Origin of the sequence: Streptomyces sp. NPDC003036, assembly GCF_040611175.1 — a bacterium.
Lineage (GTDB): Bacteria > Actinomycetota > Actinomycetes > Streptomycetales > Streptomycetaceae > Streptomyces.
Genome location: NZ_JBEXNO010000011.1, coordinates 116059 through 134564 on the forward strand (window position 1 = coordinate 116059; position 18506 = coordinate 134564).

Here is an 18506-nt window from a genome sequence, read left to right on the forward strand (position 1 = left end):
GGCGGACTGCCAGAGTGATCGGCGCCCGCGCACCCTGCGCACGCCCGCGTACCCCCGCACGGAAAGGGCCCGCCATGCCGATCCTCACCACCACCCGCGCCCGCACCCGCGCCCGCCTGGCCGTCACCACGGCGACCGTGCTGCTCGCCGCCGGCGCCCCCGCCGCGTACGCGACCCTCGGCGACGAGCCGGCCCCGGCCGCCACGGTGACGACCGTCCGGGGCGCGGCCCATCTGGAGACGCGGCTCCTCTTCGGTACCGAGCGGTCCGACGGCGGCCCGGACGTCACGGACGCGCAGTTCACGGCGTTCGTCGACCGGGAGGTCACGCCCGCCTTCCCGGAGGGGCTGACCGTGCGGGTCGGGCGCGGGCAGTGGCGGGACACGAGCGGCCGGATCCAGCGGGAGCGGTCGTACGAACTGGTCCTGCTGTACCCGGCGGCGGAGGCCGAGGCCCGCCACCCGAGGATCGAGCGCATCCGCGACGCCTACCGGGCCGCCTTCGGCCAGGAGTCGGTGGCCCGCCTCGACGAACGCACCTCCGTGGACTTCTGATGTGATGTGGTCGGTCCCGCACCCCCTGGCGCCAGAAAACTACCATCGCTAGTTTGGGTGGGGACGACTCAGTGGCACAGCTCCGAAGGCCCATGAAGGAGAAGCGGATGAAGGCCCACGACGGCTTGTACATCGGCGGGGCGTGGCGGCCCGCCGCCGGCACCGACACCATCGCCGTGGTGAACCCGGCGGACGAGCAGGTCATCGCCCACGTCCCGGCCGGCACGGCCGAGGACGTCGACGCCGCGGTACGGGCCGCCCGCGCGGCCTTCCCGGCGTGGGCCGCCACCGCGCCCGCCGAGCGGGCCGCCCTGCTCGCCGCCCTGCGCGACATACTCACCGCGCGCCAGGAGGAGATCGCCGAGACCGTGACGGCGGAGCTCGGCGCGCCCCGGCAGCTCGCCCAGCAGGTGCACGTCGGCCTGCCGGTCATGGTCACCGGCACGTACGCCGAGATGGCGGCCACCTACCCGTTCGAGGAGAAGGTGGGCAACTCCACCGTGCTGCTCGAACCGGTCGGCGTGGTGGGCGCGATCACGCCCTGGAACTACCCGCTGCACCAGGTCGTCGCCAAGGTGGCGCCCGCCTTGGCCGCCGGGTGCACCGTCGTCCTCAAGCCCGCCGAGGACACCCCCCTGACGGCGCAGCTCTTCGCCCAGGCCGTCCACGACGCCGGGTTCCCCGCCGGGGTGTTCAACCTGGTGACGGGCCTCGGCCCGGTCGCCGGCCAGGCCCTGGCCGAGCACGACGGCGTGGACCTGATCTCCTTCACCGGCTCGACCGCCGTCGGCCGGAAGATCGGCGCGATCGCGGGCGCCGCCGTCAAGAAGGTCGCGCTGGAGCTCGGCGGCAAGTCCGCCAACGTCATCCTGCCCTCCGCCGACCTGGCCAAGGCGGTCCACACCGGCCTCGCCAACGCCCTGTCCAACTCCGGCCAGCGGTGCAGCGCCCTCACCCGCGTCCTGGTGCACAAGGACCAGTACGACGAGGCCGTCGCCCTCGCCGCGGAGGCCGTCGCCAAGTACACCCCGGGCGACCGGATCGGGCCGATGGTCAACGCCAAGCAGCTGCAGCGCGTGCGCGGTTACATCGAGAAGGGCGTCGAGGAGGGCGCGCGGCTCGTCGTGGGCGGCGCCGAGGCACCCCTCGACCGGGGCTACTACGTCAGCCCGACGATCTTCGCGGACGTCACGCCCGAGATGACGATCGCCCAGGAGGAGATCTTCGGGCCGGTCGTCTCCTTCCTCCGGTACGAGGACGAGGACGACGCCCTGCGCATCGCCAACGGCACGGTGTACGGCCTCGCGGGCGCGGTGTGGGCCGGCGAGGAGGCGGAGGCGGCCGCCTTCGCGCGGCGCATGGAGGCGGGCCAGGTCGACATCAACGGCGGACGGTTCAACCCGCTGGCCCCCTTCGGCGGTTACAAGCAGTCGGGCGTCGGGCGCGAGCTCGGGACCCACGGCCTCGCCGAGTACCTCCAGACCAAGTCCCTCCAGTTCTGACCGCCCGGGAGAAGAAGATCGTGGTCCGCGCCGCCGTCCTGCCCGCCATAGGTGCTCCGCTGGAGATCACCGGCATCGAGCTCCCGGAGCCCGGACCCGGCCAGGTGAGGGTCCGCCTCGCCGCCGCCGGTGTCTGCCACTCCGACCTGTCCCTGTCCAACGGCACCATGCGCGTGCCCGTCCCCGCCGTCCTCGGCCACGAGGGCGCCGGCACCGTCCTGGCCGTCGGCGAGGGCGTCACGCACGTCGCCCCCGGCGACGGTGTCGTCCTCAACTGGGCGCCGTCCTGCGGCTCCTGCCACCCCTGCTCGCTCGGCGAGGTGTGGCTGTGCGCCGACGCCCTCAGCGGCGCGGGCAGCGTCTACGCCGTCACCGAGGACGGCACGGAGCTCCACCCGGGCCTGAACGTCGCCGCGTTCGCCGAGGAGACCGTCGTCGCCGCCAACTGCGTCCTGCCCGTCCCGGACGGCGTCCCGCTCGTCGACGCCGCCCTGCTCGGCTGCGCCGTCCTCACCGGCTGGGGCGCGGTCCACCACTCCGCCCGCGTCCGCGCGGGCGAGTCGGTCGTCGTGTTCGGCGTCGGCGGCGTGGGCCTCGCCACCCTCCAGGCGGCGCGGATCGCGGGAGCGGGCCCCCTCATCGCCGTCGACGTGTCGCCGGAGAAGGAGGAGCTGGCCCGCCGGGCCGGTGCCACGGAGTACGTGGTCGCCTCCGAGACCACCGCCAAGGAGATCCGCAAGCTCACCGGCGGCCACGGCGCCGACGTGGCCATCGAGTGCGTCGGCCGCGCCGCCACCATCCGTACCGCCTGGGACTCCACCCGGCGCGGCGGCCGCACCACGGTCGTCGGCATCGGCGGCAAGGACCAGCAGGTCACCTTCAACGCCCTGGAGATCTTCCACTGGGGGCGCACCCTGTCCGGCTGCGTGTACGGCAACTCCAACCCCGCCGAGGACCTGCCGCTCCTCGCCGGGCACATCCGGGCCGGCCGCCTCGACCTGGGCGCCCTGGTGACCGAGCGAATCGCGCTGGACGGCATCCCCGCCGCCTTCGAGAACATGATCGCGGGCAAGGGCGGCCGGGCGCTGGTCGTCTTCTAGGGCCTCTTTCGGATCATGCCCTGGTCTCCGGAGCTCCCGGCCGCGCCGCGCGCCGCGGCCGGGAGCGCGACACCGCCACGCCCGCGAGGCACAGGGCGCCACCGGCCAGCGTCAGGGCCCCCGGCAGCTCGTCGAGGAAGAGCCACGACATGGCCACCACCAGCGCGGGCACGGCGTACGTCGTGGCGCCCAGCCGCCCCGCCGTCGTACGGGCCAGCGCGTACGCCCACGTCGTGAACGCCAGCGCGGTCGGGAAGACGCCCAGGTAGACCATGTTGAGCGTGGCGGCCAGCGGCGCGCGGCCCGCCTCGTCGACGAGCTGCCCGGCGAACGGCAGGCACAGCACCGCGCCGGTCAGGCAGCCGTACGCCGTCACCTGCAGCGCGCTCGCGTGCGCCAGCGCCGGCTTCTGCGCCACGACCCCGGCCGCGTACCCGACCGCCGCCAGCAGGCACAGCAGCACCCCGAGGACCGAGGCGTGCCCCTCGCCGTCCCGGCCCGACATGGACACGCCCACGGCGACCGCGCCCGCGAACGACACCGCCATCCCGGCGAGCAGGCGCGGCGGCAGCGCCTCGCCCAGCAGCCGCGCGCCCAGCAGGACGATCAGGACCGGCCCGATGTTCACGATCATCGCGGCGGTGCCCGCGTCGACCTCCTGCTCGCCCCAGTTGAGCACCACCATGTAGACGCCGAACCACAGCAGGCCGGACACCGCGATCCCGGGCCAGGCGGCGCGCGGCGGCAGCCCTTCGCGGCGGATCAGCAGGACGCACCCGAGCGTGAGCGCCCCCGCGAGCAGCCGCCCGAGGGCGAGGGCGCCGGGCGAGTACGCGGCGCCGGCGCTGCGGATCGACACGAAGGCCGAGGCCCACAGCACGACGGTGACACCGGCGGCGGCGAGCGGAAGGACCCTTGAGGAGGGGGCCGGGGAGTGGGGGTTTGTCATGGGCCGACCGTACGGGCGGAACCGTTCGGCACTCACCGCAATATCCCGGGCTCGATCCCGAGCAGCGCGTACAGCGCCCGCTCGCCGTCCGCCGTCACCTTCACCGCGCGCTCGGACCCGATCCGTACGCACCAGCCGGCGTCGAGCGCGTGCCGGCACAGTGCCGCGCCCGCGATCCCCGCCAGATGGGGTTGGCGTTCCGTCCAGTCCAGACAGCCGCGTGCCATCGGACGCCGCCCCTTCGGCTCCAGCGGGATCCCCCGCGCGCCGAACCAGCCCACGCCCGCGTCGGTGAGCGCGAACCCGGTGTCCTGCCGCAGCAGCCCCCGTACGGTCAGGGCCTGAGTGATCGCGATGCCGAGCCTCCCGGCGAGGTGGTCGTAACAGGTGCGCCCGCGCGCCATGGCGCTGTCCGCGCTCGCCGCCCGCAGCGAGCGCGGCGCCGACGGCTCCCGCCCGCCCCCCGCCTGCGCCGCCAGGTCCTCGACCAGGTGTGCGACGCGCTCCCCGGCCAGCCGCACGTACCGGTGCCGCCCCTGCCGCTCCTCCACGAGCACCCCGCCCGCGACGAGCCGCCCCAGGTGCTCACTGGTGGTCGACGCCGCCACCCGTGCGTGCCGGGCCAGCTCCCCGGCCGTCCAGGCCCGCCCGTCGAGCAGGGCGAGGCAGAAGGAGGCACGCGTCTCGTCGGCGAAGAGCGCCGCGAACGCGGCGAGGTCTTTGGGAGCCATGCCCCCAGGATGGGGCACCTACTGTTCGGCGGTGGCCGAAGCGTGCCCGCCGCGTACGGCTCCGTACCGCACCGCCAGCCCGTCCAGCAGCGCCCGCAGGCCCGTCTCGAAGGCGCCCTCGTCGACCTGCTTCTGGTGCTCGGCGAGCAGGTGCGCCTGGCCCAGGTGCGGATAGTCGGCGGGGTCGTACGCCGTCTCGTCGTCGACGAAGCCGCGCGCGAAGGAGCCGAGCGCCGAGCCGGTGATGAAGTACCGCATGAGCGCGCCGATGTGCGTGGCGTGCGCGGGGGGCCAGCCCGCGCGGACCATCGCGCCGAAGACGGCGTCGGCCACGCGCAGGCCGGCCGGGCGGCGGCCGGGGCCGCGGGCGAGGACGGGGACGATGTGGGGGTGGTCGGCCAGCGCGGCGCGGTAGGAGACCGCCCAGTCGTGCAGCGCCGTACGCCAGTCGCGGCCGTCGGCCTCGTCGAACATCGACAGGTCGACCTGGGCGCTGACGGAGTCGGCGACCGCGTCCAGGATCTCGTCCTTGTTGCGGAAGTGGTTGTAGAGCGAGGGTCCGCTGACGCCCAGCTCGGCGGCGAGGCGGCGGGTCGAGACCGCTTCCAGGCCCTCCGCGTCCACGAGCGCGAGCGCCGTGGTGACGATGCGTTCTTTGTTGAGGAGGGGCTTGCGCGGTCGGGCCATGCGGCACATAGTAGGCCCTGCCGAAAAGAAACTAGCAGTGATAGTTAAGGGGAGGGTGTCCGCCGTGGACCTGGAGCTGAGCGAGGAGCAGGCAGCCGTCCGGCAACTCGCCGAGGAGTTCGTGCGGCGCGAGATCGCCCCGCACGTCGTCGCCTGGGACCGCGCCGAGAGCGTCGACCGGTCGATCGTGAAGAAGCTCGGCGAGGTCGGCTTCCTCGGCCTCACCATCCCCGAGGAGTACGGCGGCAGCGGCGGCGACCACCTCGCGTACTGCCTGGTCACCGAGGAGCTCGGGCGCGGCGACTCGTCCGTGCGCGGCATCGTCTCCGTCTCGCTCGGCCTGGTGACCAAGACCATCGCCGCCTGGGGCAGCGAGGCACAGAAGCGCCACTGGCTGCCCCGCCTCACCGCCGGTGACGCCCTGGGCTGCTTCGGCCTCACCGAGCCCGGTACCGGCTCCGACGCCGGAAGCCTCACCACGCGCGCGGTGCGCGACGGCGAGGAGTACGTGATCAACGGCAGCAAGATGTTCATCACCAACGGCACCTGGGCCGATGTGGTGCTCCTCTTCGCCCGCACCAACGACACCCCCGGCCACCGGGGCGTCTCCGCCTTCCTCGTACCGGCCGACACCCCCGGCCTGACCCGCCGCACCGTCCACGGCAAGCTCGGCCTGCGCGGCCAGGCCACCGCCGAGCTGGTCCTCGAGGACGTGCGGGTGCCCGCCTCCGCGCTCCTCGGCCCGGAGGGCAAGGGCTTCTCGATCGCGATGTCCGCGCTCGCCAAGGGCCGCATGTCGGTCGCCGCCGGGTGCGTCGGCATCGCGCAGGCCGCGCTGGACGCGGCCGTACGGTACGCGGGCGAGCGCGAGCAGTTCGGCAAGCCGATCGCCTCGTACCAGCTCGTACAGGAGCTGATCAGCGACATCGCCGTGGACGTCGACGCGGCGCGGCTGCTGACCTGGCGGGTCGCCGACCTCGTCGACCGCGGCGAGGAGTTCGCCACCGCCGCCTCCCAGGCGAAGCTGTTCGCCTCCGAGGCCGCCGTACGCTGCGCCAACAACGCCCTCCAGGTCTTCGGCGGTTACGGCTACATCGACGAGTACCCGGTCGGCAAGCTGCTGCGGGACGCACGCGTGATGACCCTGTACGAAGGCACCAGCCAGATCCAGAAGCTCATCATCGGGCGGGCGCTGACAGGGGTTTCCGCCTTCTGAGTACGGCTTCTGAGTACGGCTTCTGAGTACGGGAGCGGATGAGGGCCGGGCCGCGGCCGCGCATGCTCGTGGCCATGAGCGACACACCGGTCAAGCAGCAGAACACGGCCGCCTACTACGGCCAGGCCCTGGCCTCCTTCGCGATCGCCCTGGGCGCGGTGGCCATCGGCATCTTCAACCTGGACGCCGACGCCTGGGTGCGGGCCTTCCTGGGTATCGCGGTCCTGTACCTCACCACCTCCGCCTTCACCCTCGCCAAGGTCGTACGCGACCGGCAGGAGGCCGGCCAGATCGTCAGCCGGGTCGACCAGGCCCGCCTGGAGAAGCTGCTCGCCGAGCACGACCCGTTCCAGAAGCTCTGAAGCCCCGCCTCCTCGCGCTTGGCGCGAATTCCGGTCCTGCCGGTCCGTTGACGGCGCGGGCCGGGGCGCGCTCTAGTTCGTTCCCACTCCGAAGACGAGTACGCCCAGGCTGGTGGCGTAGCTGGCCAGCGCGGCTTCGATCAGAGCGTAGTTCCGCTTCCATGCCAGCGCGGCCCCGCCAGCGTCGCCATCAGCGGCAGCGATCGCTGCCGCTGCTTCAAGGCTGGCCTCGAGTTCCTTGCAAAGCCTCTCCGCAGCGTCCGCAGCGTTGGTGTCGCCCAAGGGGACCACGTGCTTCAGGAGGCTGATTCTTGCCTGAGTGACTGCGTGCCGCGTCTCCTGCGGGGTCACAGTTCCGGGACCTGCTGCTCCTTCGCCAGCGAGGTCGATGAGCTTCTGCACTGCGTCTATCGCCGCATCGCGGAAGGCGAAGTACCCCGCCTGACGCGCTTCCTGGAGCCGCTTGCTCGCGTCCGCGTCCAGCTTGTCTCGCTCAATACGTGCGGCGTTGGCAGCCTGACTCACGGCAGTGCGTCCAGTGATCAGCGCACTCAACGTCACGCCCAAGGCGCTCGAAACACCCGCAACAGTCGCAGCCAGAACTGCGGCGGCCCCCGCATCCACGATGTGTCATTCTTCCGTGCGTGCCGGCCGGGAACGGGCCTCACATGGAACTCCGGCCGAAATCCGTCGCTGCCATACGGCAAGGGATTGGTGCGAGGCGCTACTCGTCCCGCAGTTGGCTGAAACGAACACGGTGTGACTCGGCGAAGTCTGGAGGCCGCTCCTGTCTCACCTCACGGCCGGGAGGGGTGCCCTCGGTGTTCCGAGGTCAGATCGCGTCGAGTAGATGATCGTCAAGGTCGGCGACGAACGACTCGCTGCGCCACGGCCGAAGCTCGCGCCGAGCCTGCCGTAGCCGCTGCATCACCACCCGACCGCCCGTGCTGGACGCGGCGTCGACGCAGTCGTGCAGCAGCTCGGCAGCTGCTTGCGGCTCGTCGAGCCGGATGCGGGCAAGTGCCTGATCGGTGGTGACGATCGCCCGCTGTACTTGCTCACGCGGCGCAGTGAGTGCGGCGGCAGACCCAGCGAAAACGTCATGTGCCTTGACCGGGTCGCCGACGTACAACTCGCACACGCCCTCGAAGCCACGTAGGTGTCCGGGGGTGAAGCTGCTCGCCGAGGGGTCGTCGTCGCGCGGGGCGTCAAGGTCGTACGCAGCGAGTGAAAGAGCCGCTTGCGCGTGGCGCTCCGATCCGGAGCGCGCGGCGATCTCCGCCTGCAGGGCGTGCGCTCGAGCCCGCACGGTCTGGCTGTCGCCGGTCCGAGCGTCGCGTACCGCGGCGTCGACGAGGGTGCGGGCTCCGTTGAGGCCCTGTGTCGAGTACAGGGTGACCAGGGCGTGGCTCATGTGCACGACCGCTCTCTGCCATGGCGCGAGGGAGCCTGCTGCGGCGGTTGCCTCGGCGTACAATCCCCGTGAGGCTGAGTCGTCGCGCATCTCGAACGCCATGCGGCCGGCGAGGGTGTACGCCCGTGCGGCGACGCTTCGCAGGCCCGGGGCGACGGGTGTCGGCACCCCTGCAGCGAGCAGTCGGCGGCACGATTCGACGACGGGTGCGAGGAGCAACTGCAGGCGCACGAACGGGACGCTGCCCACGTGCGCGTTGACGTCCGCGACGGCGCTGTTCATGGCGGCGAGCAGTCGCTCGTCGACGCGGTCGGAGTCGGCGAGTGCCGCTGTCAGGGCGTCTTGCGTGGCGGGGCCGAGCAGTGCGAGCAGTCCGGCGCCGCTGTCCGTGGCGGTGCGCACGAGCAACGCACGCAGCTCGGTAAGGCGCCGTTCGCTCTCGCCGAGGTACGCGAGGGCGTCGAGGGCTTCAGCGGTGTCGCTGCCCGGTCCGATGTGGTACTGCCCGTCGCGGGTGCGGGCATAGGTGTGCACGAGCAGCAGTTGATAACGCTCGCTCGGCAGTAGGGGTGCGGTCGGTGATTCCCACCGGGCGACCGTGCGCTGCACGCTTGCGGCTGTGCTGTCGAGAGGCTGTCCGAGCCGGTGTGCCGTGTCGATGATCATCCGTGCCGCGTCGGCGAGCGACCAGCCGCGGGACTGACGCAGCCGCTTCAATGTGGCGGCTCCGGCGCTCTTTGCGTACGCGCTCATGGGCACATGATGCCCGCGATCTGCGTCATACGGGCACGATCAGCCGGGGTTTCCCGTGCTCGGCAGCATGGTTGATCGTCTGCCACGTGCCGGACGCGCCCGGTGGGCCGTCGAGGGGAAAGCCGATGACCATGTCGCTCCTGTCGACCATCCACCGGTTGCGGGCGAAGTAGGCCGGCGTGCTCAGCGATTCGGCTCGCAGCTCGACGACCTCGTCGATCCGGTCGCGGCATCGGCTGATCGCCTGTCGGGCCTCGGCGGGTTGCTGCTCGACGGTCCCGGGAGCCACGATCGTGATCTTTGGCTGCGAGTTTCCGGCGAGCCACAGCAGCGTCAGGCTGTCGATTCCCTTCGCGCCACCGATGTAGAAGTGCGTCTCCGACGTGGCGAAGGGTCCGAGGTATGCCGCGAAGAGCTCGGCGTACGACGCTGCCTCGCGGTGGCTGGTCGAGCGCGTCCCCGTGATGGTGACCGTTCGCAAGATCAACTCCGTGTCATAGGTTGTCAGATCCCGGTGGACACCGGGCTGCGGTGAGATCGACGCATGGACGCGAAGACCGCTTCACCGGTCATTCTGGCCGACCCGCTCGCCGAGAAGGGGCGGCGAGCCATGACAGACACGGCGACGAAGCGCTTCCCTCACCAGGACGCCGCCGTACCGGCCGTCCGCGCTTGGGTCCGCGAAACCCTCGCCAGCTGGCAGCACTTCGCCGACCGCGCCGACGACGTGTTGCTGTGCGTCTCCGAGCTTGCGACAAACGCGGTTCGACACGTCGAGGACGGCGAGTTCCTCGTCGAGCTGCGCGCAACCGAAGGAGGACTACGAGTCGGGGTGCTCGACAGCAGCGAGCAAGTGCCGTACGTCCGGCATCCGACCGCCGAGGAGCGCAGCGGCCGCGGGCTGCTGCTCGTGCAGGGCCTCGCCGACGACTGGGGCGTCGACACCCGTGTGACGCCCGGCAAGTACGTGTGGAGCGAATTCAAGAGGACATCCCTCTCGAGAACGGAGACCCGCGCATGCCGAGCGGACCGCACCTGATCATCGAACCCGACGAGAGGCTGCTACGACGCCTCAAGCCGGTTCACTGGGTCGACCGCACGACGTCGGCAACAGCGTACGTACTGCTCGCGCACCCGCCTGAGCCCCGTTCCGACGGCACCGCAGACCTGATCGAGGCGCGGATGCGCGGACTCGCCGCGGCGCTGCGGCTGTCGACGCCGGGCCCCGGCACGGTCGTCCCGAACCTGCACCGCCGCCTCTCCATGCACCACGGCGCCGCCGTCATGGAGCTCGACGGCTGCTCGTTCGACATGAGCATCCCGATCGGCGGCGACTGGGCGAAGTTCGCGCACTCCGGGGCGCAGATCGTCGTCGCCGTCGGGCTCGACCCGTTGCCGTCGGCCGCGCCGAAAACGACGGTCGCCGCCTACATCGCGAGTCGCTGGTACAGCGGCCGAGTCCTGATGGGCGCTACCTGCTCTCTCACCTAGTCCCCAGTCGCAGCCGCAGCTTTGCAGCCGACTGCGACGGACGCACTACAGCACATGCCCGTTCCTCGTCAGCGGAAAGGCACAGGATGCTCATCCACGCCGACCGATTCCCCACCGGAACACCGCTCCCACAGGGAATCATCACGCCGCGCCCCTGGGGCGCGCACCACTTCGCGCCGTACCCCGCCGCACCGGCGCCCGGCTACGTGCGGGTCGAGCTCGACCCCGTCACGCAGACCGGCCGCTACCTCGACGCGAACGGCACCGTCTTGGAGTACCCGAACCACGGCACGTCGTCGGGCACCAACCCCCCGACCGGGACCTCGCCCGACGGCTTCGGCGGCCACGACACGGACACCGGGAACGACACCGACCAGTGACGACCCCGTCCGTTCGTCCGGTCCTGGTGGTCACGAACGTGGACGACCCGACCGCCGACCTGGTGATTGACGAGCTGCACGGCCGGGGTGTCCCGGTCGTGCGGTTCGACTCCGGTGACTTCCCCGCCACCCTGTCGTGTTCCGCCTACATCGGCGGCGGCACGACGCGGTGGGGCGGAAGCGTCGCGACCCCGACCCGCCTCGCGGAACTGGGCGGGGTTCGCTCCCTGTATTACCGGCGCCCGAGCGGGTTCACCTTGCCGCACCTCGACGTCCAAGACGAGCGATTCGCCATCACGCAGGCCCGGTACGGGCTCGGCGGGGTTCTCACTTCGTTGCCCGACTGCTTGTACGTCAATCATCCGAACCGGATCGGCGACGCGGAGTACAAACCTGCCGGGCTCGCCGTCGCGGCGGTGTGCGGGTTCGAGCTGCCACCCACCCTCATCACGAACCGGCCCGATGACGCCCGCGCGTTCATCAAGGCAGAGGGACCGGTGATCTACAAACCGTTGTGGGTTCCGCTGTACCAGGTGGAGGGGCAAGCGCAGACGATTCCCGTCACCGTGGTGGAGGCGGCCGAGATCGCCGAGTCGGTCGCCGGGACCATGCACCTGTTTCAGGCGCTCGTCGACAAGGTCGCCGATGTCCGCGTGACCGTGATCGGTGATCAGGTATTCACCGTCCGGATCGACTGCGGTCTGCTCGACTGGCGCACCGACTACAGCACGCACACCTACACCCCGCTCGCCCCTCCCCCCGACGTCGAGCGAGCTCTGCACGCCTACCTACGGCACTTCGGGCTCGTCTTCGGCGCGTTCGACTTCACGCTGTCGGCAGACGGCACGTGGACGTTCATCGAATGCAACCCGTCGGGGCAGTGGGCATGGATGGAACCGCCGACCGGGCTGCCGATGACCTCGGCGCTCGCTGACCTACTGGAACGAGGCACATCATGATCGGTGACCCCGAGATCGAGGTGACTGCCGCGAAGCTGCGGCACGAGCTCGCCGACCACCTCGCCGCCGAGGGCTGGCTGCGGTCGCCGGACTGGCGAGCCGCAGTTGAGGCTGTCCCCCGGCACGCGTTCGCTCCCCGGTTCTACCGTGCGTCGGACGCGCCGGGCTCGTCTTCCTGGCTGCCGGTGACGCGCGAGCTCGTCGGCGTCGACGAGTGGCTGCGGCTGGTGTACGCCGACGAGTCGCTGATCACCCAGTTCGATGGACACGAACCGGATTGGACGGACCCGCAGCCCATGAGCGACGCCAACCCGACGTCGTCGTCGACGCTGCCCTCGCTGGTCGTCCGGATGCTCGAGGAGCTGCAGGTCGACGACGGACAGAATGCGCTGGAGATCGGCACCGGCACCGGCTACCCGACCGCGCTGATGTGCCACCAGCTCGGCGCAGCCCACGTGACCTCGATCGAGACCGACCACGGCGTCGCCGCACGAGCGCGCGACGCACTGAGCGCGTGCGGATACCTGCCCCGGCTGCTGACTCGCGACGGGCTCGCCGGCGACCCGGGCGGCGCCCCGTACGACCGGACGATCGCGACGGTAGGTGTGCGCAGCATCCCCAAAGCGTGGGTCGAGCAGACCCGGCCGGGCGGGTTCATCGTCGCCACCGTGCGCGGCTGGATGCGCTCGCTCGGGCTCGTTCGGCTCACGGTCGGCGCCGACGACAACGCCGAAGGCCGGTTCCTCGACCCGGGCCCGACCTTCATGATCGCGCGGCAGCAGTCGGGCCCGACGTCCTTCGGGATGATCCCACAGCCCGACGACGGAGAGGCGCGGGAAACGTCGTACGGCCCCGAGCTGCTCACCATGACCGACAGCGGGTTCGTCGCACAACTCGCCCTACCCGACGCCCGGTGCTTCACGATGCTGGACGAGAACGGCACCACCAGGACGTACGTCCTCGACGCGGTAACGCACGCCTTCGCTGTGCTGACGCAGAACGACGACGGCACCTGGGTCGTACAGCAGGGCGGCACCGACCGGCTGTGGGACCATGTCGAGGAAGCCCTCGCGCTGTGGCACGCGGCCGACGCGCCACCGCCGACCGAGTTCGGGCTCACCGTACGCGGCGCCGTGCAGCGCGTATGGATGGGCACGCCCGATGGCCCCTCTTGGTTCCTGCGCGCAGAGGAATCGACCCCGCCCGGCACCGGCCGTCCGCCGGGGACGGTTCCTCGCTAACGGCCCGGTCCGCGATTGAGGTCGCGCTGGGATTGGGTACTTTGGGTTGAGCTGCCCGTGCGCCTGTCCAGAGCGGGCGGACTGAGATACTCAGGCCATGGATGCCGGGGTGACGGGGAGCGGTACGCGATCGGACGTGGCGGTGCCTGCACGGACCACGTCGGCGCGCGCCGCAGGCTGGGGATTCCGTTCTGCAATAGCAGCGGACATCGAGGTGATCGCGGAGTTGCGGGCCACGGTCATGCGTGCGGACTTGGAACGCCTTGGGCGCTACGACGAGTACCGGGTACGGCAACGGCTGCGGGACTCCTTCTCCCCGCAGCACATGTCGATCATCATGATCGACAGTGACCTCGCAGGTTGCGTCACGGTTCGGCCTGCCGAAGGCAGGCAGTGGCTGGAGCACTTCTACCTTGCTCCGCACCATCAGGGCCGAGGGCTCGGGTTCGCTGTGTTGCGCACGGTGCTGAAGCGAGCGGATGCGCAGGGCATGACCGTGGGCTTGAACGTGTTGCAGGGCAGTGCTGCCCGTCGGCTCTACGAGCGCCACGGATTCGTCGTGGAAGCCCAGGATCCGATCGACGTCTGCATGATGCGCCCGCCGGGGGCGATGGCGAGCACTCCTGCGAAAATCTGACCCGCGCCGCTGCGACGGCCTGGCTCGGTCCGCGAGGCTGTCTCCTACGGCTGTGACGTGACAGCGGCCGCACGGTTCTTCGAGTGTGACCGAGAAGTGGGCCCGTGCGGCCTTGTCCCATCCCGCCTTCTGCGGCGTCTCCCATGCACATCTCGGCTATCTGATCGAGAGTTGGCAGACCCGTGGCTGGCACGGTGCGAGTCGGCACTGCGTGGGCGGCGAGGTGCTGCGCGGCGGCGGGTGGCTGGTGCCCGCCCCAAGCACGACCTGGTCTTCGCCGACCGGGTGCTGGTCACCCTGGTCCACCTGCGCACAGGGCTCCCGCACGCCGTGCTCGCTGCCTACGCCGAAGCCGAGGGAATCCGGCTGAGAACCCGACGACAGTCCTCTGATCGGATCCGCGTCGAGCACGCCCATGCCGAACTGACCCCACGCAAGCCGAGCGACGAACTGGTCCTCGCTCGACAGACCGCCTACTGATCAACCACCAGCCGAATCGGCAGGTCGGCACGCCCCGACCCCAATCGCGGACCGGGTCGTAAGCGATTACATCATCTAAGCGCTTGCTCACCGTCGCGGTATGGTGTTCGTCCTGGAGGTCATGGAAGGGGCGCACACGATGAGCACGGCGGAGGAGACGGCCGGCGGCGAGGACACGCCGTGGGACGAGGTCACACCCGAGGCGGCCAGGAGGCTGCTGGTCGCCGCCGTCGACGCCTTCGCCGAGCGCGGCTACCACGCCACCACCACGCGTGACATCGCGAGCCGCGCCGGCATGAGCCCGGCCGCGCTCTACATCCACTACAAGACGAAGGAAGAGCTGCTCCACCGGATCAGCCGGATCGGCCACGACAAGGCCCTGAAGATACTGGAAGCGGCGGAGAACGGCCCCGGCACCGCCGCCGAGCGGCTCGCCGACGCCGTCCGCTCCTTCGTCCGCTGGCACGCGGGGCGGCGCACCACCGCGCGGGTCGTCCAGTACGAGCTCGACTCGCTGAGCGAGGAGCACCGCGCCGAGATCTTCGAGCTGCGCCGCAGGAGCGACGCGGTAGTGCGCCGCATCCTCAAGGAGGGCGTCGCGGCGGGCGAGTTCGATGTGCCCGACGTCTCCGGGACCACCCTCGCGGTGCTCTCGCTCTGCATCGACGTGGCCCGCTGGTTCAACACCGCGGGGCGCCGGACGCCCGACGAGGTCGGCGCGCTCTACGCCGACCTCGTCCTGCGCATGGTGGGGGCCCAGCCGACCCCCGAGGCTCAGAAGTAGTAGCGGGACACCGACTCGGCGACGCACACCGGCTTGTCGCCGCCCTCGCGCTCCACCGTCACCAGCGCGGTCACCTGCACGCCGCCGCCCGCCTCTTCGACGGCCTTGAGCACGGCGGTCGCGCGCAGCCGCGAGCCGACCGGCACGGGGGCGGGGAAGCGGACCTTGTTGGCCCCGTAGTTGACGCCCATCTTCACGCCGTCGACCCGCAGGACCTGCGGCACGAACAGCGGCAGCAGCGACAGCGTGAGGTAGCCGTGCGCGATGGTCGTGCCGAACGGCCCGGTCGCCGCGCGCTCCGGGTCCACGTGGATCCACTGGTGATCGCCGGTCGCCTCGGCGAAGAGGTCGATCCGCTTCTGGTCGATCTCCAGCCAGTCGCTGTGGCCCAGCTGTTCGCCGACCGCGGCGCGCAGCTCGTCGGCGGACGTGAAGATCCTCGGCTCTGCCATGTCCCAGCTCCCCTGACCTGACTCTCACTGACTCGACTCGGGTGTCTAAGCGCTTGCTCAGCATGGTCGGGGGGAGGTACTCCTGTCAACGGACGCTCCGGCGCGGCCAGTAGGGTGCGGCGGGTGCCGAAGATTCCAGAGAAGATCCACGAGCTCACGGTCGGACAGCTGTCCGCGCGCAGCGGCGCGGCCGTGTCCGCCCTGCACTTCTACGAGTCCAAGGGCCTGATCAGCAGCCGGCGCACCAGTGGCAACCAGCGCCGCTACGGCAGGGACGCGCTGCGCCGCGTGGCCTTCGTCCGCGCCGCGCAGCGCGTCGGCATCCCGCTCGCCACGATCCGGGACGCCCTCGCCGAACTCCCCGAGGAGCGCACGCCGACCCGGGAGGACTGGGCCCGCCTCTCCGAGGCCTGGCGCTCGGAGCTGGACGAACGCATCAAGCAGTTGAGCCGGCTGCGGGACCACCTCACCGACTGCATCGGATGCGGCTGCCTGTCGCTGAAGACCTGCGTGCTCTCCAACCCGGACGACGTCTTCGGCGAGCGCATGACCGGCTCACGCCTCATGCCCGAAACCGGCCGACCGAAGCCCGGACAGCCGGCAGAGGGCTGACCGGGCCGAGGCCGGCCGGCTACTCGGAAGCCGCGAACCGCTCGGGCGGCTCGGCCCGGTCCCGGTACGGCTGCTCGGGCTCCGGCTCCCGCTCCGTCATGCCGGGCCGGCCGAAGAGCAGGTCGTAGCCCGGCGGCAGCTGGAGCAGGATCCGGCGCATCAGGTCCTCGTCCGCCGTGTCGGCCACGACGCTCAGCACGGCGCCGATGTCCCACTTGGCGGTCTCCTCGGTGGCTCCCTCTATCCACGCGGCGGTCGCGCGCACGAACCGCTCGGGGCTGAGGGGTTCCGCCGCGGTGAGCGGGTTGAGCAGGACCAGGGCGCACGTCTCCGGCAGCCCGGCGGCCAGCTCCGCCCGCTCGTTGCCCACCAGGTGGGCGCCGAGCAGGGCGAGGACGACACGGGCGGCGCGGTCGGCCTCCCGTGTGGACGGGTATTCGCCGCGTTCCTGCACCGCGGTCAGGAACGCGTCCCACTGCATGCGCATGGTTCTCCCTGGCGTTCTCCCTGGGCCTTTCGGCCGGTGGGCCGGGGACGATGGGGCCGGGGGCGGGGCGTGGCCCGGCGCGGGGAGCAGCCCGCTCGGACCGGGCCCCGCCCCGTACGGCGGGATGCGGCGGCCCGGCTCAGCCGCTGATCTCCTTGCGGTCGCCGCCCCCGCTGACGGAGATCTTGCGCGGCTTCGCCTGCTCGGCGACCGGGATCCGCAGCGTCAGGACCCCCATGTCGTAGGTGGCCTCGATACGGTCGGTGTCCAGGGTCTCGCCGAGGAACAGCTGACGGCTGAAGGTGCCGGCCGGTCGCTCCGCGATCACCATCTCGGCCCCCTCCTCCGGGGCCGTACGGCGCTCGGCCCGGACGGTCAGGACGTTCCGCTCGACGTCCAGGTCGATGCTCTCCGGTGTGACACCCGGGAGGTCGAGCCTCACGACGAAGGTGTCTCCCTCGCGGTACGCGTCCATCGGCATGGCAGCGGGGTGCGCGGCGGTGCCCATCAGCCGCTCGGTGAGCCGGTCGAGCTCACGGAAGGGGTCGGTACGCATCAGCATCATCGGTCCCTCCTCTGTCTGCTCCAACGTCCTCACAGATGGTGCTGACCGTTACATTTCTTCTATAGCGCGCCACTCCGAAGTTGACAAGAGGAGACTCAAGAAAGCTCACTCGTATTCCGTGCCGCCCTTCCGGGTGAGATACGCCGGGCTGACCGCCTTCGCGATGGCCCTCCCGCCCACGACCGGGCTCGCCGGCTCGCCCGGCTCCAAGACGTCCGGATACCGCTGGACGTTCTCGATGTCGACCCACGGCAGCAGGTCGGGCGCCGCCTCCACCTCGCCGTCCATCGTCGTCGGCACCGGCGGCACCCACTTGGTGATGCCCAGCAGCTCCGCGACGTCCGTCCCCTCGGCGGCGGCACGCACCAGGTCACGCGCCTTCGGGCAGCCGCAGTCGCCGAAGCGCCTCCACCAACTCGGCGTTGGACCGGGCGGGCCGCCCGTCCGGCAGGAACAGGGTGTCCTCCAGGCCGATGCGGGTGTCCAGCCCGAGCCGTATCGCCAGCCGCGCCACGGGCCACGCCCCGCCGTCCTCGCCGTGCAGCAGCACCGGTACGCCGTGGGCCGAGCCCAGCTCGTCCAGCAAGGCCCGGGCCGTGGCACTCGCGGTCGCGGGGTCCGGGTCCGTCACCTCGGCCAGCACGCGTGTCACGCGGGGAGCCAGGGGAGAGGCCAGGAAGCGGCGAGCCGCGTCCGTACCCGACCAGATGCCCGCCTCCACGCCCACTCCGCGCTCCAGCAGCGCGGCCGCGACCTCCTCGGCGCCGCGCTCGTGCCAGTTGACCGAGGCGTGATCGGGCAGCACCGTCCAGGAACGCACCCGCTGCGCACGGCACTCCGGGTCCGGCTCGGCCCACGCGCCGGTGGTCACCCCGACCGGTACGTCCACCGCGTCCCGTATCGCCGTGAGGACGGGTGCCAGCACGCGCGCTGACAGCGTGTCAAGACCGCACGGCGTCTTGGGATGCACGTGCACCTCCGCGGCGCCGGCCGCCACGGCCGCGGCCGCCGACTCGGCCATGGCCGCCGGAGACATGGGCACGGCCGCGGAATCACCGGCGCCGCGCGGCCCGTTGAGACAGACCTGAATCATGCCTCGATGGTGGCACCCACCACTGACAACGGACCGGTACGCCGGCGCCGGGACCCC

At 71.4% G+C, this 18506-nt stretch carries 25 protein-coding genes; 14 read left to right on the forward strand and 11 right to left on the reverse strand.

The window, feature by feature from the left end; genetic code table 11:
* Positions 1 to 74: 74 nt before the first annotated feature.
* The 3 genes from ABZX67_RS10955 (at position 75) to ABZX67_RS10965 (ending at position 3156) form a co-directional block, all read left to right on the forward strand.
* Entirely contained in the window at positions 75 to 554 is a 480-nt protein-coding gene (locus ABZX67_RS10955) for a DUF3574 domain-containing protein (protein WP_355357152.1), read from the forward strand.
* A gap of 107 nt (positions 555 to 661) precedes the next feature.
* Positions 662 to 2056 (forward strand): aldehyde dehydrogenase family protein, encoded by a 1395-nt coding sequence (locus ABZX67_RS10960; protein WP_355357154.1) that lies wholly within the window; start codon positions 662 to 664, stop codon positions 2054 to 2056.
* 20 nt (positions 2057 to 2076) lie between these two features.
* Positions 2077 to 3156: a Zn-dependent alcohol dehydrogenase gene (locus tag ABZX67_RS10965; protein ID WP_355357156.1), complete on the forward strand. Its 1080-nt coding sequence runs from the start codon at positions 2077 to 2079 to the stop codon at positions 3154 to 3156.
* Positions 3157 to 3169: 13 nt separating this feature from the next.
* On the opposite strand, the gene ABZX67_RS10970 is transcribed toward ABZX67_RS10965, so the two are convergent.
* The 3 genes from ABZX67_RS10970 to ABZX67_RS10980 are packed head-to-tail and all read right to left on the reverse strand — an operon-like array spanning position 3170 to position 5523.
* Positions 3170 to 4105 carry a DMT family transporter gene (locus tag ABZX67_RS10970; protein WP_355357158.1) on the reverse strand — a complete coding sequence of 312 codons (936 nt, stop codon included), beginning with the start codon at positions 4103 to 4105 and terminating at the stop codon, positions 3170 to 3172.
* Positions 4106 to 4137: 32 nt separating this feature from the next.
* Positions 4138 to 4836 (reverse strand): winged helix-turn-helix domain-containing protein, encoded by a 699-nt coding sequence (locus tag ABZX67_RS10975; protein ID WP_355357160.1) that lies wholly within the window; start codon positions 4834 to 4836, stop codon positions 4138 to 4140.
* Between the two features lie 18 nt (positions 4837 to 4854).
* Positions 4855 to 5523 carry a TetR/AcrR family transcriptional regulator C-terminal domain-containing protein gene (locus ABZX67_RS10980; RefSeq protein ID WP_355357162.1) on the reverse strand — a complete coding sequence of 223 codons (669 nt, stop codon included), beginning with the start codon at positions 5521 to 5523 and terminating at the stop codon, positions 4855 to 4857.
* 64 nt (positions 5524 to 5587) lie between these two features.
* On the opposite strand from ABZX67_RS10980, the gene ABZX67_RS10985 reads away from it, so the two are divergent.
* Together ABZX67_RS10985 and ABZX67_RS10990 are read left to right on the forward strand one after the other, a co-directional pair.
* Entirely contained in the window at positions 5588 to 6739 is a 1152-nt protein-coding gene (locus ABZX67_RS10985) for an acyl-CoA dehydrogenase family protein (protein WP_355357293.1), read from the forward strand.
* A 74-nt stretch (positions 6740 to 6813) separates the two neighbouring features.
* Positions 6814 to 7101 carry a YiaA/YiaB family inner membrane protein gene (locus ABZX67_RS10990; RefSeq protein ID WP_355357164.1) on the forward strand — a complete coding sequence of 96 codons (288 nt, stop codon included), beginning with the start codon at positions 6814 to 6816 and terminating at the stop codon, positions 7099 to 7101.
* A gap of 72 nt (positions 7102 to 7173) precedes the next feature.
* On the opposite strand, the gene ABZX67_RS10995 is transcribed toward ABZX67_RS10990, so the two are convergent.
* From ABZX67_RS10995 to ABZX67_RS11005, 3 genes are all read right to left on the reverse strand, one after another.
* Complete coding sequence (locus tag ABZX67_RS10995) at positions 7174 to 7725, reverse strand: hypothetical protein (protein ID WP_355357166.1); 552 nt, start codon at positions 7723 to 7725, stop codon at positions 7174 to 7176.
* Between the two features lie 208 nt (positions 7726 to 7933).
* The gene (locus tag ABZX67_RS11000) at positions 7934 to 9268 is read right to left on the reverse strand and encodes a hypothetical protein (protein ID WP_355357168.1); all 1335 of its coding nucleotides are present in this window, start codon (positions 9266 to 9268) and stop codon (positions 7934 to 7936) included.
* A gap of 25 nt (positions 9269 to 9293) precedes the next feature.
* Positions 9294 to 9752: a hypothetical protein gene (locus ABZX67_RS11005; protein ID WP_355357295.1), complete on the reverse strand. Its 459-nt coding sequence runs from the start codon at positions 9750 to 9752 to the stop codon at positions 9294 to 9296.
* 60 nt (positions 9753 to 9812) lie between these two features.
* On the opposite strand from ABZX67_RS11005, the gene ABZX67_RS11010 reads away from it, so the two are divergent.
* The 8 genes from ABZX67_RS11010 (at position 9813) to ABZX67_RS11045 (ending at position 15240) form a co-directional block, all read left to right on the forward strand.
* Positions 9813 to 10307 carry an ATP-binding protein gene (locus tag ABZX67_RS11010; protein WP_355357170.1) on the forward strand — a complete coding sequence of 165 codons (495 nt, stop codon included), beginning with the start codon at positions 9813 to 9815 and terminating at the stop codon, positions 10305 to 10307.
* The gene (locus ABZX67_RS11015; RefSeq protein ID WP_355357172.1) at positions 10286 to 10759 is read left to right on the forward strand and encodes a hypothetical protein; all 474 of its coding nucleotides are present in this window, start codon (positions 10286 to 10288) and stop codon (positions 10757 to 10759) included. The genes ABZX67_RS11010 and ABZX67_RS11015 overlap by 22 nt, the downstream gene beginning before the upstream one ends.
* A gap of 86 nt (positions 10760 to 10845) precedes the next feature.
* A complete protein-coding gene (tgmA, locus tag ABZX67_RS11020) occupies positions 10846 to 11139 on the forward strand; it encodes a putative ATP-grasp-modified RiPP (RefSeq protein WP_355357174.1) in 294 nt (97 codons plus the stop codon).
* Complete coding sequence (tgmB, locus tag ABZX67_RS11025) at positions 11136 to 12098, forward strand: ATP-grasp ribosomal peptide maturase (protein ID WP_355357176.1); 963 nt, start codon at positions 11136 to 11138, stop codon at positions 12096 to 12098. Before tgmA ends, tgmB begins: the two co-directional genes overlap by 4 nt.
* A complete protein-coding gene (gene tgmC / locus ABZX67_RS11030; RefSeq protein ID WP_355357178.1) occupies positions 12095 to 13339 on the forward strand; it encodes an ATP-grasp peptide maturase system methyltransferase in 1245 nt (414 codons plus the stop codon). The genes tgmB and tgmC overlap by 4 nt, the downstream gene beginning before the upstream one ends.
* Positions 13340 to 13436: 97 nt before the next feature.
* Positions 13437 to 13976, forward strand: coding sequence for a GNAT family N-acetyltransferase (locus ABZX67_RS11035; RefSeq protein WP_355357180.1), 540 nt, complete (start codon positions 13437 to 13439; stop codon positions 13974 to 13976).
* 240 nt (positions 13977 to 14216) lie between these two features.
* The gene (locus ABZX67_RS11040) at positions 14217 to 14456 is read left to right on the forward strand and encodes a hypothetical protein (protein WP_355357182.1); all 240 of its coding nucleotides are present in this window, start codon (positions 14217 to 14219) and stop codon (positions 14454 to 14456) included.
* A 139-nt stretch (positions 14457 to 14595) separates the two neighbouring features.
* Positions 14596 to 15240 carry a TetR/AcrR family transcriptional regulator gene (locus ABZX67_RS11045; RefSeq protein WP_355357297.1) on the forward strand — a complete coding sequence of 215 codons (645 nt, stop codon included), beginning with the start codon at positions 14596 to 14598 and terminating at the stop codon, positions 15238 to 15240.
* Here ABZX67_RS11045 and ABZX67_RS11050 read toward each other — a convergent pair.
* Entirely contained in the window at positions 15231 to 15692 is a 462-nt protein-coding gene (locus ABZX67_RS11050; protein WP_355357184.1) for a MaoC family dehydratase, read from the reverse strand. The genes ABZX67_RS11045 and ABZX67_RS11050 overlap by 10 nt on opposite strands.
* 123 nt (positions 15693 to 15815) lie before the next feature.
* Here ABZX67_RS11050 and soxR point away from each other — a divergent pair, with 123 nt between their 5' ends.
* Entirely contained in the window at positions 15816 to 16304 is a 489-nt protein-coding gene (gene soxR / locus ABZX67_RS11055; protein WP_355357186.1) for a redox-sensitive transcriptional activator SoxR, read from the forward strand.
* A gap of 19 nt (positions 16305 to 16323) precedes the next feature.
* On the opposite strand, the gene ABZX67_RS11060 is transcribed toward soxR, so the two are convergent.
* The 4 genes from ABZX67_RS11060 to ABZX67_RS11075 form a co-directional block, all read right to left on the reverse strand.
* Positions 16324 to 16791, reverse strand: coding sequence for a DUF2267 domain-containing protein (locus ABZX67_RS11060; RefSeq protein WP_355357188.1), 468 nt, complete (start codon positions 16789 to 16791; stop codon positions 16324 to 16326).
* Positions 16792 to 16930: 139 nt separating this feature from the next.
* On the reverse strand, positions 16931 to 17356 hold the full coding sequence (locus ABZX67_RS11065; protein WP_355357190.1) for an Hsp20/alpha crystallin family protein: 426 nt from the start codon (positions 17354 to 17356) through the stop codon (positions 16931 to 16933).
* 105 nt (positions 17357 to 17461) lie between these two features.
* Complete coding sequence (locus ABZX67_RS11070; protein ID WP_355357192.1) at positions 17462 to 17722, reverse strand: hypothetical protein; 261 nt, start codon at positions 17720 to 17722, stop codon at positions 17462 to 17464.
* 4 nt (positions 17723 to 17726) lie between these two features.
* Positions 17727 to 18449 (reverse strand): 3-keto-5-aminohexanoate cleavage protein, encoded by a 723-nt coding sequence (locus ABZX67_RS11075; RefSeq protein WP_355357194.1) that lies wholly within the window; start codon positions 18447 to 18449, stop codon positions 17727 to 17729.
* Between the last annotated feature and the right edge of the window lie 57 nt (positions 18450 to 18506).